This is a genomic window from Ochrobactrum sp. Marseille-Q0166, from assembly GCF_014397025.1.
In the GTDB taxonomy this organism is placed as follows: Bacteria; Pseudomonadota; Alphaproteobacteria; order Rhizobiales; family Rhizobiaceae; genus Brucella.
Window position 1 is genome coordinate 189,423 of sequence record NZ_JACJUO010000003.1, and the last position, 13,679, is coordinate 203,101.

The window sequence follows — 13,679 nt, forward strand, 5'->3', positions numbered from 1 at the left end:
GTTCAGCGTGAGCGACCGTTTTGTTCGACAGGGCAATCCGTCAGGCCGCGAGAATGACCTTCATGGCCTTTTCGCGGGCTGCATTGCCAAAGACCTCATAGGCGTCGAGGATTTCGTTAAGGCCGAAGCGATGAGTGATCAGCTTGCTCGGATCAAATTTTCCGGCTTCCACCGTCTTGAGCAGCAAAGGTGTGGTGTTGGTATTCACCAACCCCATGGAGATGCTGATGTTCTTGATCCAGAGTTCTTCAATGTGAAGTTCTACCGGCTTGCCATGGACGCCGACATTGGCAATCTTGCCACCCGGCGCGACGATCTTTTGGCATATGTCGAATGTGGCAGGCACGCCAACTGCCTCGATTGCCACGTCAACACCGCATCCATTGGTTATTGCCATGACCTGAGCGGCGGCATCTTCCGCACCAACCTGAACCGTATCGGTAGCACCAAACTGCCGGGCAAGCGCCAGACGAGCGGGATCCATGTCGATCATCAGGATTTTTCCTGGTGAATAGAACTGTGCCGTCAACAGCGCTGACATGCCAACCGGTCCTGCGCCGACAATGGCGACCGTATCTCCGGGTTTCACACCACCTGCATGCACACCTATTTCTAATCCGGTCGGAAGGATGTCGGAAAGCATAACAAGTGCTTCTTCGTCCGCGCCAACTGGAATATGATACAGAGAGTTGTCACCGTGGCGGATGCGGACATATTCTGCCTGCGTACCATCAATGGTATGGCCGAGCTGCCAGCCGCCGTCGTCACAATGGGAATAGAGCTGCCGTTTGCAATTTGCGCAAGAACCGCAGGATGTGATGCAGGAAATCAGGACCTGATCACCCTTCTTAAAGTTGCGCACAGCGCTGCCAACATCCTCGACTACACCGACGCCTTCATGCCCGAGCGTACGCCCTTCGACAACCGCTGGCACGTCGCCCTTCAGAATATGAAGGTCGCTTCCACATATAGTCGTCTTCGTGATTTTCACGATCACGTCAGTCGGCTCCTGTAGAACCGGTCTGGGTTTATCGACCCAGTCTTTTTTACCCGGTCCGTAATAGACGAGCGCTTTCATGAGGCCCTCCCTTTGGGATATTCCCTTGAGCATAATATTACAAAGATCACACAAACCGACCTCCTGTCCGGATGGTGGAGGTGAACAAACACCCCAAGCCATTTTAGCCAAGTCGTGACAGCCAGTGCAGTCCAATCTCTACTCCATTTCGGAAGTTGACAGTCCAAAACGGAGGCAATAGCCAAATTAGGATAAGACGAATACATCACGTCACATGACGTGTCGGGAAATGACGGCGCAGTCTGGTGTGGGCTGTATCTTTTATTGTTTAAGTGCGAGTGCGCAGCGTCTGGGAAGGGCTTTCACCAAAACGCTTGCGGTAACTGTTGGCCATTGCGGTAAGGTTGAAATAACCACGCGCATGACCAATAGAAGATATTGTTTCCCCGGGAGAAGCCTGCTCCAGCGCTTTGCGTAGACCATCGAGACGTTTTGCCGACAGATAATCGTGGGGAGTGATGCCTCGAAAGCGACGGAAAGCATCGGAAAGACTGCGAGTGGAAATGCCTATCGCTTCCGCGATCTCAGCGACTGAGGGGCCTTCATGCGCGCGCTCTTCCATCAGCCGTTCGGCTTCGCGGACATATTTCGGAGCGGCATTGCGCGCGCCCGTCTCGAGGTGAAGGCCGGAGCTTAATGCCCAGCCGCGAAGCAATTCCAGGCAGAGGGTTTCCTCGATACGCTTTTCGATCAGTGGGCTCACGATGCGGTCAATACGCGCATCAACTGAACGCGCCGCATACTCGACCAGAGACAGCCATGCTGAATTCCCTTGACTGAAGACGAGGCGCTTCTTCCACAGGTCATCCTCCGGCACGAAACCATACCATCGCTGTGCTGTTTCTTCCATCAAGCTGTGTGGAATGGTGAGATTGAATTGCAGATCATCGCCATCGGCGACGTTCCAATAGTCTATTCGGCTGCAATCGACCACATAGCTGTCCCCTGACTGTGTATCAATGCTCACGCCATCGGCGAGCGGGTGGCGAACGCTTCCTCGCATCGTGTTGACGACGATGATATTGCCGGAGGACGGGTCGAAATCGTCTGCCTTTGTCGGCACGCCGAAGCAGAAGCGGCTGAAGATTATACGGCCGATGGAAAGGGTCCTTAGCGTGGCATCAGGGTCGGTTCCCTTAACAAGGGGGCGTGCTACGAGCGGCATGTAAACGGCATTGCAAAAAGCGCTGACTTCAGACCACTCACGCGAAGAGTTTAGCTTTCCACGCAGAAGTGGCTGACCATGTGCATCATACAACAGCGCATTTTCCAGCATTCCGATACACTCCTTCAGATACCCATGTAATTTACCTGGAGGCGAGGACATCACAACCCTCGATGCCAAGCTGATGAGCAAAATTTATGTATTGTTTTGCACTGAATTGTTTGCTGGATAAGCGGAGCTATTCCAATTACCAAATGCCCACCGCCTGAGCGCTCTTCCGACCGGGCAGACATTATTCTAGGGTAAATTAAATCTGCCCTCAATTGATCCTCTACATTTGAACGGAAAGTTTACTGGATCACTGTTCTGAATTGGTATCGATCACGAATTCCATTCTGTCCGCAGAAAATCGCGTGAGAGAATATTGAATAGGTTTTCCCCCGGTATCGATATTGATGGCGCGCGCGGTCAGAACGATTGCACCGGGAGACAGTTTGAGGTGCTTGAGATCGTCAGGATCGGCATGGCGTGCCGATATCACTGTTGATTTTCTGAAATAATCACTGACGCCTGCCGCTTTGAATGCGGAAGTGATCGAACCGCTCTTCGTATAATCTTCGGTGAAAGTCGGGAAAGCCTTTGAAATTACCCAGTGGGTGGCAATCGAGATCGGGTGTCCGTCGGCGCTGTGCATGGTCTCAAGCCGTAACGCTTCTGAACCAATATCTATTTCCAGCGCCTGAGCGATATCGATAGTCGCAGTCTCCAGAGAAGAGCTAAGCAAGAGGCCCTTTGTCTCGCTCACTTGTAGTGCGAGTGCTTGCGAAATACGCGTGCGTCGCCCGATCTGGTAGGTGAGACGTTTTGCATTGGCGACAAAAGTGCCGCGCCCCTGTTCCGCGCGCAGGACACCTTCCTGCGTAAGAGCCGCAATTGCGCTGCGCACCGTATGGCGATTGACGCCAAATCGTTCTGCCAGCTCCATTTCGGCCGGCATGCGCGTGCCTGTTGCAAGTTTCCCGGCCATGATGTCGCCGCGTATCTCATCGGCAATCTGCCGCCAGATAGCCACACCGCTGTTTCTCTCAATCCGTCCGCTCTTTTTCATCGACGCCTTTGTCATCAATTGTCATCGCCGTGTCATTGGCAGGGTGTATTCATTATGGTATTGTATAGTTGTCTATATAAATAGACAAGTAAGATGATCAAGTCAACCGGTTTAAATAGGGCGGATAAGCTCATGAACACGACGGGCCATACTACGCAGCACAGCACAGTTGAAAGTGGAGGCTGCACCACCGCTAAAAGCAATTTGGCACCGGATGCAACGCAGGCAGCACGTCAGGCCAGTATGGCGCTTCTCGCTCGCGCAAGCGGCGAAGAATTGGCAACCTTCTGGCAGAACTGGGCAGACAAGCCTGAATTTGAAGTGTTGCGTGGTCCGGAAACCGGACTGGTCATGATGCGCGGTCGTATGGGCGGTGGCGGTGCCCCGTTCAATGTTGGCGAGGCAACCGTCACCCGCGCAACTGTTCGTCTGGCGAACGGCTCGGTTGGGCATTCTTATGCGCTGGGACGTGATCAGGAAAAGGCGAAGTTGGCTGCATTGTTTGATGCGCTTTGGCTCGATGAAGCCACCCGCGATGCGATTGAAAGCAGCGTGCTCAATGCATTGCGTGGTCGTGTCGATACTGCGGATGCAAAACGGCGCAATGAGACAGCTGCCACGAAAGTCGATTTCTTCACAATGGTTCGGGGAGACAACTGATGCTCCATTCTTCTTCTGCATTTGAAGGCGGACTGGTTGATCCAGTCAATGAAGCGCAGTCAGCGTTTCATGCAGTTATGCACGCAATGGCCAATCCTGGTCGTATCCATTCGCTGCCTAGTGCGGCTGCGCCCTCAAAGCCGCTCACGCCTGAGATTGGCCTGATTGCAGCAACGCTTCTTGATCACGACGCAAGCGTCTGGGTCGATGCTGAAATTGCAGCCAATCAGGACGCAACGGCATGGCTGACATTCCATACCGGTGCACCAATCGTCGGCGATCAGTCGAAAGCGCAGTTCGCACTTGTAACGGATGCGCAATCGTTGCCGGCGCTTTCTTCCTTCGCGCAGGGAGACCCTGAATTTCCGGATCGTTCGACGACTGTTGTTCTAGCCGTTTCGTCTTTGACGAGCGGGCAGGGTTTCAGCCTCAAAGGCCCGGGCATCAAGGATGAAACTGTGCTGACCGTTGATGGTTTGCCGCAGGATTTTGCTGCGCAATGGCGTGAAAATGGCTCGGTGTTTCCGCTGGGTATCGATCTGGTGCTCGTCGCTGACGGCAAAGTCGCAGCGCTTCCCCGCACCACGCGTATAGCAAGTTTGGAGCATGATCCCGAAAAGTGGGAACCGGTTTTCGGAAAAGATCATGCTGTCGAAAAGATTGAGGGCTAATCCATGTATGTTGCTGTAAAGGGCGGTGAAACCGCCATCCGCAATGCCCACCGTCTGCTTGATGATCGTCGTCGTGGTGACCGCTCGGTTCCGGCGTTGCGTCTTGACCAGATTGCCGAACAGCTGGGTCTCGCCGTTGACCGCGTCATGGCCGAAGGTTCGCTTTATGACCGCGAACTCGCAGCACTTGCCGTGCGTCAGTCGCGTGGCGATCTGATTGAGGCAATCTTTCTGGTTCGTGCCTACCGAACAACCCTGCCGCGTTTTGGCTATTCGCTGCCACTTGAGACCGCGAATATGCTGATCGAACGCCGCATTTCGGCCACCTATAAAGACCTGCCTGGCGGGCAGTTGTTGGGACCGACATTTGACTACACGCATCGTCTGCTTGATCCGGAGCTGGCGGGTGATGTCAGTGTTCCCGAACCGGAAGTGCGTGCGACTGAACCTGAAGAAACGCCACGCGTGACCGATATTCTCGGCGTCAACGGGATGATCGAAGAAGATGGTGCAATGCCGGAAGGGCATGAGCCGGGCGATCTTACCCGCGAACCGTGGACGTTCCCGATGCCGCGCGATCTGCGCTTGCAAGCTTTGGCGCGCGGTGATGAAGGCTTCCTGCTGGCGCTGGGTTATTCCACGCAACGCGGTTATGGCAACACGCATCCATTTGTCGGTGAAATCCGCATTGGCGAGGTGGAGGTTGAGTTCGATGTGCCTGAGCTCGGCTTTGCCGTTTCGCTTGGCCGTGTTCAGCTGACCGAATGCCAGATGGTGAGCCAGTTCAAAGGCTCGTCCAAGCAGGCACCACAGTTCACTCGTGGCTATGGTCTGGTGTTCGGACAAAGCGAGCGCAAAGCCATGTCGATGTCGCTTTGCGACCGGGCGCTGCGTGTCCGCGAATTCGATGCGGATGTGACAGCACCCGCGCAGGACGAGGAATTCGTCATTTCCCATTCCGATAATGTGCAGTCGACGGGCTTCGTCGAGCATCTGAAATTGCCCCATTACGTGGACTTTCAGGCCGAGCTCGATCTTATCCGCCGTATGCGTGCGGAATATGAAAAAGCGAACAACGAGACTGAAGTTTTGGCAACCGAAGCAGCAGCCAGTATCGGCACAGGCAAGGAAGCAGCAGAATGAGCGATCTAGCCAATTACAATTTCGCCTATCTGGACGAGCAAACAAAGCGGATGATCCGCCGCGCTATCCTGAAAGCCATTGCTATTCCGGGTTATCAGGTTCCGTTCGCAAGCCGTGAAATGCCGATGCCTTATGGCTGGGGCACAGGCGGCGTGCAGGTGACGGCGGCAATTCTCGGTCAGGATGATGTGCTCAAAGTTATCGATCAGGGCGCTGATGATACGACCAACGCCGTTTCCATCCGGGCATTCTTCCAGAAAACTGCCGATGTTGCCGTAACCACCCATACGGGTGAGGCGACTATCATCCAGACACGTCACCGCATTCCGGAATATCCGCTGACTGAAGGGCAGGTGATTGTCTATCAGGTGCCAATTCCTGAGCCGTTGCGTTTTCTGGAGCCGCGTGAAACCGAAACGCGCAAGATGCACGCGCTTGCCGAATATGGCCTCATGCATGTGAAGCTTTACGAAGATATCGCGCGCCACGGCCATATCGCCAAGACCTATGATTATCCGGTGATGATCGAAGGGCGCTATGTCATGGCACCGTCGCCGACGCCAAAGTTCGACAATCCAAAGATGCATATGTCGCCAGCTTTGCAGCTGTTTGGGGCCGGTCGTGAAAAGCGCATCTATGCCGTACCGCCTTATACGGATGTCGTGAGCCTCGATTTCGAGGATCATCCATTTGAGGTGCAGAAATTCAAACAGCCTTGCGCATTGTGTGGCGCACGCAGCGTCTATCTCGACGAAGTCGTGCTTGATGACCAGGGCGGCTCGATGTTTGTCTGCTCCGACACCGATTATTGTGAAGAGCGTCAGGCGAATGGCCACTTTGGTCATCTGGCAGCGAACAATGAGACCGCAGCCAAGGGAGCCCTGAAATGAGCATTGAAATGGGCGTCGAACCTCTTCTGAAAGTCAGCAATCTCTCGAAGTTTTATGGCAGTCGTCGCGGTTGTGCGGATATAGATTTCTCGCTGTGGCCGGGCGAAGTGCTGGCCATCGTCGGTGAATCCGGTTCGGGCAAGACGACTTTGCTCAACTGTCTGGCGACACGTCTGGAACCGACATCGGGCAGCGTGGAATATTGCATGCGTGATGGCGAGTTCCGCGATCTTTACAAGATCGGAGAGGCTGAACGCCGCTTTCTGATGCGTACTGACTGGGGCTTCGTGCATCAGAATCCTTCGGATGGTCTGCGCATGAGTGTTTCGGCGGGTGCCAATGTCGGTGAACGGCTGATGGCTGTTGGCGAGCGCCACTATGGCAATATTCGCAACACGGCAACCGAATGGCTCGGACGTGTCGAAATCGCTGCTGATCGCATCGACGACCAGCCCCGCGCTTTCTCCGGCGGCATGCGTCAGCGTCTGCAGATTGCGCGCAATCTCGTCACGGCGCCGCGCCTTGTTTTCATGGATGAACCGACTGGCGGTCTCGATGTGTCAGTGCAGGCACGTCTTCTCGATCTGCTGCGCGGTTTGGTGAGCGATCTCGGCCTTTCGGTTGTCATCGTGACTCACGATCTCGCAGTGGCCCGTCTTCTGTCCCATCGCATCATGGTCATGAAAGACGGCCATATTGTCGAACAGGGCCTGACCGACCGCGTTCTGGATGACCCGCAAGCGCCTTACACGCAGCTTCTCGTGTCGTCTATTTTGCAGGTCTAGCAAATTAAAACAGATGTTGCAGCGTGTTGTTCGTAAATGAGCGAAACTTCATGCGTGAGGTGAGAAATGACACAAGTTAGAACATCCTCTCCGCTGGCCGTGTCGGGTCTGGCAAAGACGTTCACGATGCATTTGCAGGGTGGCATTGAGTTGCCAGTCGTAAGTGACGTGAACTTCGATCTGAAAGCAGGCGAATGCGCCGTGCTTGGCGGACCTTCCGGTGCCGGTAAAAGCTCCATTCTCAAAATGGTCTATGGCAATTACGCCGTAAATGCAGGTTCTATCCTCATTCGTCACGAAGATCGCATGGTGGATCTGGCAACAGCCGATCCGCGCGAAGTTCTGGCCGTTCGGCGTGTTACGATTGGTTATGTCAGCCAGTTTCTGCGCACATTGCCGCGCGTGGCGGCAATCGACATCGTTGCGGAGCCATTGGTGGTTCGTGGTGTTGATCGCGATACTGCTCGCAATCGTGCAATCGAGTTGCTGGCGCAGCTCAACCTGCCGGAACGGCTCTGGGTATTGCCACCTGCAACTTTCTCTGGCGGTGAGCAGCAGCGCGTGAATATTGCGCGCGGTTTCATCACGGATCATCCGGTGTTGCTGCTTGATGAGCCGACCGCTTCGCTTGATGCCAGAAACAGAGTAGTTGTCGTTGATCTCATCAAGGCCAAGAAGGCGCAGGGCGTCGCAATGCTTGGGATTTTCCATGATGAAGATGTGCGTGAACAGGTTGCTGATCGCATTATCGACGTAACCGCTTTCTCGCCGAGGGCAGCAGCATGACCAAGCTCTCGGTAGAACCGTTGGTTCATGAAACGGCTGAAGTTAACGGTAGCAGGCTTGGCCGATATATCGAGATCGGCGCGCGCAGCCGTGTTTCGGAGACTGTGCTGGACGATTATTCCTATCTCGGTATCGATTGCGAAATCTGGTGTGCTGAGATCGGCAAGTTTTCCAATATCGCCAGCCATGTGCGTATCAACGCTACCAATCATCCGACATGGCGTCCGACGTTGCATCATTTCACCTATCGCGCCGGTGATTACTGGCCGGAAGAAAAGGATGAGACGGAGTTCTTTGATTGGCGTCGCGGCAATGCCGTGAAAATCGGTCACGACACATGGCTCGGCCATGGCTCCACAATCTTGCCGGGTGTGACGGTTGGCAATGGTGCCGTTGTCGGTGCCGGAGCTGTCGTGAGCAGGGACGTGGCGCCCTATACGATTGTTGGTGGTGTCCCGGCGCGTCTCATTCGTGAACGCTTCGATGCTGCGACCGGCAATCGTCTGGATCGACTGGCCTGGTGGGACTGGAGCCATGATCGTCTGCGTGAGGCGCTCGATGATTTCCGCGCGCTCGATATCGAAGCATTCCTCTCGAAATATGAAACGGCCGCCAATGCGAATGCGGTCATGAAAGAGCTGTCCAATGGCGAATGAAACCGTTCTGAAAAATGCGCAGATCGTGCTTGCCGATGAAATCGTTTCCGGTTCTATCCTGATCCGTGATGGCAAAATTGCCGCCATCAATCAGGGCAATGCCAGTGTCGGCGACGACATGGATGGCGATTATGTCATTCCCGGCCTCATCGAGCTGCACACCGATCAGCTGGAAAGCCATTACGCGCCACGTCCAAAGGTGCGCTGGAATGTCGATGCAGCGGTTCAGGCGCATGATGCGCAGGTCGCAGCATCGGGCATCACCACAGTTTTCGATGCGATGCGCGTTGGTTCCGATTATGACCGTGAATTCGTGGGTAAAGATATGCGGATGCTTGCGGACGCCATCGAAAGTGGTGTTCGAGAAAATCGCCTGCGTGCTGACCACTTTCTGCACCTGCGCTGCGAAGTATCCTCAGCAGATTGCCTGGAAACATTCGAGCTTTTTGCAGGCGATGACCGGGTTAAACTCGCTTCGCTGATGGATCATGCACCGGGACAGCGTCAATTCGTTGATCTTAATACGTATCGCACTTATTACATGCGCAAGATGAAGCTCACGGATGAGGAGTTCCGGGTGCATTGTGAGAAGCGTATGGCGGATTCGGATGCATATTCGGCCAAACATCGTCGCGCCATTGCCGAACTGGCAGCGGCGCGCAGCATCGTGCTGGCCAGCCATGATGATGCGACCAGCGCGCATGTCGATGAATCAATCGACCATGGTGTGAGGATCGCCGAGTTTCCGACCACGATGGAAGCAGCCAGTGCCTCGAAAGGCGCAGGCCTTTCCATTCTGATGGGCGCGCCCAATATTGTGCGCGGCTGCTCGCATTCCGGAAACATCGCTGCACGCGATCTCGTCGATAATGGCAGCCTCGACATTCTGTCCTCGGATTACATTCCGTTCAGCCTCATTCAGTCGGCTTTCGGCCTTGCTTCTGGCGAGCGTCCAATTGCGCTGCCACAGGCTGTCCGCCTCGTAACCAAGAACCCGGCTGATGCCATGGCGATGGATGATCGCGGCGAAATCGCTATCGGCAAGCGTGCCGATCTGGTTCGCGTGCGCCCGAAAGGTGCAATTCCGGTTGTGCGTACTGTCTGGCGCGAAGGCGAGCGGGTGCTTTGATGCAGATGCAATCCGATACGCCGAAAGGCTGCTTCATTGCCGTTGTCGGCCCCAGCGGGGCTGGCAAGGACACGATTATGGATGCAGCGCGTGTGGCTCTTGCGGGCGACACGCGGTTTCATTTTGTGCGCCGGATCATCACACGTCCGCAAATGCCGGGCACGGAAGATCACGACAGTCTGGATGAAACAGCTTTTACGAAAGCCGCAGGCGAGGGTGCTTTCGCCCTGCACTGGCAGGCGCATGGCCTGAGCTATGGATTGCCGAAATCGCTTGATGATGAAATCGCCGACGGTATCGTCGTGATTGCCAATGTGTCGCGGCGTGTGCTTGGCGATATCCGCAGGCTTTATTCGGAACGCTCCGTGGTTGTCATCTCGGCAAGGCCGGAGGTGCTTGCAGAGCGGCTTGCATCGCGCGGCCGTGAAAGTCGAGAAGAAATCGCTTTGCGACTTAAGCGCGAAGTGAGCTTCGATGACGGTGCCAATGATGTCATCGTAATAGACAATTCGGGTGAAGTCGCTGCTTCAACGGATGCCTTTCTGCGTCACCTGCAAGAAATGAGTACAAAATCCACGCGCTAAATTAAGGGTTTGAGACGGAGAGTAAGTTTACACAAACGTCATGGTCCGTTCATTGCAGTGTCATTGAACGGATCAATAGTGAGCATGAATGGAGACGAGTTCATGCTTCAACTAAAAAACGTAACGCGCCGCTATAATGATAAGGTGGCGGTTTCGAGTGTTGACCTTGAGATCGAGCCGGGCGCGTTTGTCGGAATTATTGGTCGCTCGGGCGCGGGAAAGTCGACGCTGCTGCGCATGATCAATCGTCTGGTCGAACCGTCCGAGGGAACAATTCACTGGGATGGTCGCGACATTACCGGGCTCAAGGGTTCAGGATTGCGCGATTGGCGCGCACAATGTGCGATGATTTTCCAGCACTTCAATCTGGTTGATCGTCTTGATGTTCTGACCAATGTTCTCATGGGGCGTCTAAACTATGTTTCAACGCCTAAGTCGCTTCTGCGCATCTGGAGCGATGAAGAGCGTCTGATCGCTCTGTCCGCCTTGCAGCAGTTCGATATTGGCCATCTTGCAGCGCATCGCGCTGATGAGCTTTCGGGTGGTCAGCAGCAGCGTGTAGCCATTGCCCGTGCGCTTGTTCAGCAGCCGCGCATCATTCTCGCCGACGAGCCGATTGCATCGCTCGATCCGCGCAATACCCGCAGCGTCATGGACGCTCTGCGTCGCATCAATCGCGAATATGGCATCACGGTTCTCTGCAATCTGCACTCGCTCGATATCGCGCGCAGCTATTGCGACCGCCTCGTCGGCATGTCTGCCGGCAAGATCGTATTCCGCGGCACACCGTCGATGCTGACCGATATGGCATCACGCGATCTTTACGGCATGGAAGCCGATGACGTCATCGATGCCGATGAACTGACTGAAACACTGCCAATGACAATGCCGGTTCCTCAGTCGGCGGAAGCCGTTCTGCGCCAGCTTTCCGCCTGAGCGCACAAAGCTCTGGAAAAAATTACGCTCCAAAATCAGGGATTAACAGGAGATACCTATGCTTAACCGTAGAAACTTTCTGGTGGCGGCTGCACTTTCCGCTACGCTGACCATGCCGATTATGGTTTCCACTGCACAGGCTGCAGACTGGAGCAAGGATTATCCAGAAATCGTTCTGGGCGTGATCCCAGCTGAAAACGCTTCGACCACTTCCGACCGTTATGCACCTCTGGCAGCTTATCTCGGCAAGGAACTCGGCACGAAGGTTACGCTGCGCGTTGCTAACGACTATGCGGCTGTTATCGAAGGTCAGCGCGCCGGCAACATTCAGATCGCATTCTATGGCCCGGCTTCCTATGCCCGCGCTGTGATGACCGGTGTTGAAACCACTCCGCTCGTCAACCAGCGTCACAACACCGGGGTAAACGGCTATTATTCGGTTGTTTATGTTCGCGCTGACAGCCCATACCAGAAGATGGATGATCTGAAGGGCAAAGCGATCGCGCTCGTAGATCCTAATTCGACATCGGGCAACAACGCGCCACGCTTCTTCTTGAACCGCGATGGCTATAGCGTCGATACGTTCTTTGGTAAGAACTTCTTTGCTGGCAGTCACGAAAACGCAGTTCTCGCTCTCGCACAGGGTACCGCAGATGCTGCTGCAAACTCCTGGAATTCTGAAGACGATTCCAACCTGACCCGCATGGTCAGCCGTGGCGTTCTGAAGGACGCAAACGGCAAGGCAATGACGAAGGATGATTTCCGCATCATCTTCAAGTCGGACTTCCTTCCAGAAGGCCCATTTGCGGTTCTCAGCACCCTGCCAGATCAGCTAAAGGCCGATATCAAGCAGGCTTTCCTCGACATGCCAACCAAGGACAAGGCTGGCTTTGACGCTCTTTCCGACGGCAAGGATAAGGAATTCGTAGCGACCGAAGCCAAGGAATATGAGCCAATCATCGAGATGCTTAAGTTCAACGACAAGGCTCGCAAGTCTTAATCCGTAGAACAATTAAGATGCCCGGAACGTAACCCGTTCCGGGCATTTTTTTAGAGCATGATCACGAAAAGTCGGAACCGCCTTCGGAGGGAAATCAGTCCACTGGACTGATTTCTGATCCTGCTCCGATCAGACAGGTCATACCTGATTAAAGGAAGCTCGCATGACGGTATCCTCACTCGACGGCAACGGAGCAAAAAGCCTGCTTGCCGATTATCGAAGAGACGTCGGCAAACGGCGTCTCTACGGTATCGCGCTCCTCCTTGCGCTTGTCGTTGTTGCCATTGCTGCGTCCGTCGTTGCCGATGTTCGGCCGGGCACGCTGGTCGAAAATCTCTTCCGCTTTACAAGCTATCTTGGTCGCATCTTGCCGGAGCTGACGATTGCCAATTTCCGCGGTGATCTCGCCGCCTGGTACTGGAACCTTGGCGGCTGGCTCAAGATGCTGTTTGAGACGTTACTGATTGCCTATCTGGCAACCTTGATCGGCGGCATCATCGCTTTTGCGGCGTCATTTGCGGCGTCATCCAACATGGCTCCCAATTCGACAGTGCGTTTCGTCGTTCGTCGCGGGTTGGAGCTGCTGCGTACGGTTCCTGAAATCGTTTTCGCGCTGCTTTTTGTTATCGCTTTCGGTCTTGGACCGATGGCCGGTGTGCTGGCGCTGATGCTTCATACAACAGGAGCGCTGGGCAAATTGTTTTCGGAAGTTGTTGAGAACATCGATATGCGTCCGGTGGAGGGCATTCGTGCATCGGGTGGTTCCGGCTTTCAGGTCATCCGCTTTGCCGTGCTTCCACAAGTGGCGGCAAATTTTGCGTCCTATGGCCTTCTGCGCTTTGAAATCAATCTGCGCGGTGCTTCCGTTATGGGTTTTGTGGGTGCGGGCGGTATCGGGCAGGAACTACTGACTTCGATCCGCCAGTTCTATTACAGCGATGTTAGCGCCATTCTGCTTTTGATTATCGTGACCATTGTTGCCATCGATCTCATTACACAGCGTATTCGCCATTCGCTTCTGGGCCGTATTGGTTGAGGAGTGTGATCCCGAAAAGTGGGAACCGGTTTTCGGAAAAGATCATGCTCAA

The 13,679-nt window shown here is 54.6% G+C and carries 15 protein-coding genes; 12 read left to right on the plus strand and 3 right to left on the minus strand.

The genetic code is table 11. The annotated features are described in order from the left end of the window. Positions 1-40: 40 nt before the first annotated feature. The 3 genes from H5024_RS19405 to phnF all read right to left on the minus strand — a co-directional run bounded on the left by H5024_RS19405 (position 41) and on the right by phnF (position 3,351). On the minus strand, positions 41-1,078 hold the full coding sequence (locus H5024_RS19405; protein WP_187548852.1) for a zinc-dependent alcohol dehydrogenase family protein: 1,038 nt from the start codon (positions 1,076-1,078) through the stop codon (positions 41-43). A gap of 268 nt (positions 1,079-1,346) precedes the next feature. After that, positions 1,347-2,354 carry a helix-turn-helix domain-containing protein gene (locus H5024_RS19410; protein ID WP_187548853.1) on the minus strand — a complete coding sequence of 336 codons (1,008 nt, stop codon included), beginning with the start codon at positions 2,352-2,354 and terminating at the stop codon, positions 1,347-1,349. A gap of 247 nt (positions 2,355-2,601) precedes the next feature. Next, entirely contained in the window at positions 2,602-3,351 is a 750-nt protein-coding gene (gene phnF, locus H5024_RS19415) for a phosphonate metabolism transcriptional regulator PhnF (RefSeq protein WP_187549122.1), read from the minus strand. Positions 3,352-3,483: 132 nt separating this feature from the next. On the opposite strand from phnF, the gene phnG reads away from it, so the two are divergent. From phnG to phnE, 12 genes are all read left to right on the plus strand, one after another. Further along, positions 3,484-4,011, plus strand: a complete 528-nt coding sequence (gene phnG, locus H5024_RS19420; RefSeq protein WP_187548854.1) for a phosphonate C-P lyase system protein PhnG — start codon at positions 3,484-3,486, stop codon at positions 4,009-4,011. After that, positions 4,011-4,682: a phosphonate C-P lyase system protein PhnH gene (gene phnH, locus H5024_RS19425; protein WP_187548855.1), complete on the plus strand. Its 672-nt coding sequence runs from the start codon at positions 4,011-4,013 to the stop codon at positions 4,680-4,682. Before phnG ends, phnH begins: the two co-directional genes overlap by 1 nt. A 3-nt stretch (positions 4,683-4,685) precedes the next feature. Beyond that, positions 4,686-5,825: a carbon-phosphorus lyase complex subunit PhnI gene (locus H5024_RS19430; protein ID WP_187548856.1), complete on the plus strand. Its 1,140-nt coding sequence runs from the start codon at positions 4,686-4,688 to the stop codon at positions 5,823-5,825. Continuing rightward, the gene (locus H5024_RS19435) at positions 5,822-6,715 is read left to right on the plus strand and encodes an alpha-D-ribose 1-methylphosphonate 5-phosphate C-P-lyase PhnJ (RefSeq protein ID WP_187548857.1); all 894 of its coding nucleotides are present in this window, start codon (positions 5,822-5,824) and stop codon (positions 6,713-6,715) included. The genes H5024_RS19430 and H5024_RS19435 overlap by 4 nt, the downstream gene beginning before the upstream one ends. 8 nt (positions 6,716-6,723) lie before the next feature. Then, positions 6,724-7,500 carry a phosphonate C-P lyase system protein PhnK gene (gene phnK / locus H5024_RS19440; protein ID WP_187549123.1) on the plus strand — a complete coding sequence of 259 codons (777 nt, stop codon included), beginning with the start codon at positions 6,724-6,726 and terminating at the stop codon, positions 7,498-7,500. A 66-nt stretch (positions 7,501-7,566) separates the two neighbouring features. Beyond that, positions 7,567-8,286 (plus strand): phosphonate C-P lyase system protein PhnL, encoded by a 720-nt coding sequence (gene phnL / locus H5024_RS19445; protein ID WP_187548858.1) that lies wholly within the window; start codon positions 7,567-7,569, stop codon positions 8,284-8,286. Next, the gene (locus H5024_RS19450; protein ID WP_187548859.1) at positions 8,283-8,942 is read left to right on the plus strand and encodes a DapH/DapD/GlmU-related protein; all 660 of its coding nucleotides are present in this window, start codon (positions 8,283-8,285) and stop codon (positions 8,940-8,942) included. Before phnL ends, H5024_RS19450 begins: the two co-directional genes overlap by 4 nt. Beyond that, a complete protein-coding gene (locus tag H5024_RS19455) occupies positions 8,932-10,071 on the plus strand; it encodes an alpha-D-ribose 1-methylphosphonate 5-triphosphate diphosphatase (RefSeq protein ID WP_187548860.1) in 1,140 nt (379 codons plus the stop codon). Before H5024_RS19450 ends, H5024_RS19455 begins: the two co-directional genes overlap by 11 nt. A 5-nt stretch (positions 10,072-10,076) precedes the next feature. After that, positions 10,077-10,655 carry a phosphonate metabolism protein/1,5-bisphosphokinase (PRPP-forming) PhnN gene (phnN, locus tag H5024_RS19460; protein WP_187549124.1) on the plus strand — a complete coding sequence of 193 codons (579 nt, stop codon included), beginning with the start codon at positions 10,077-10,079 and terminating at the stop codon, positions 10,653-10,655. A gap of 102 nt (positions 10,656-10,757) precedes the next feature. Beyond that, positions 10,758-11,591, plus strand: a complete 834-nt coding sequence (gene phnC, locus H5024_RS19465) for a phosphonate ABC transporter ATP-binding protein (RefSeq protein ID WP_187548861.1) — start codon at positions 10,758-10,760, stop codon at positions 11,589-11,591. A gap of 58 nt (positions 11,592-11,649) precedes the next feature. Next, positions 11,650-12,591, plus strand: coding sequence for a phosphonate ABC transporter substrate-binding protein (phnD, locus tag H5024_RS19470; protein WP_187548862.1), 942 nt, complete (start codon positions 11,650-11,652; stop codon positions 12,589-12,591). A 163-nt stretch (positions 12,592-12,754) separates the two neighbouring features. Further along, the gene (gene phnE / locus H5024_RS19475) at positions 12,755-13,627 is read left to right on the plus strand and encodes a phosphonate ABC transporter, permease protein PhnE (RefSeq protein WP_187548863.1); all 873 of its coding nucleotides are present in this window, start codon (positions 12,755-12,757) and stop codon (positions 13,625-13,627) included. Positions 13,628-13,679 lie beyond the last annotated feature (52 nt).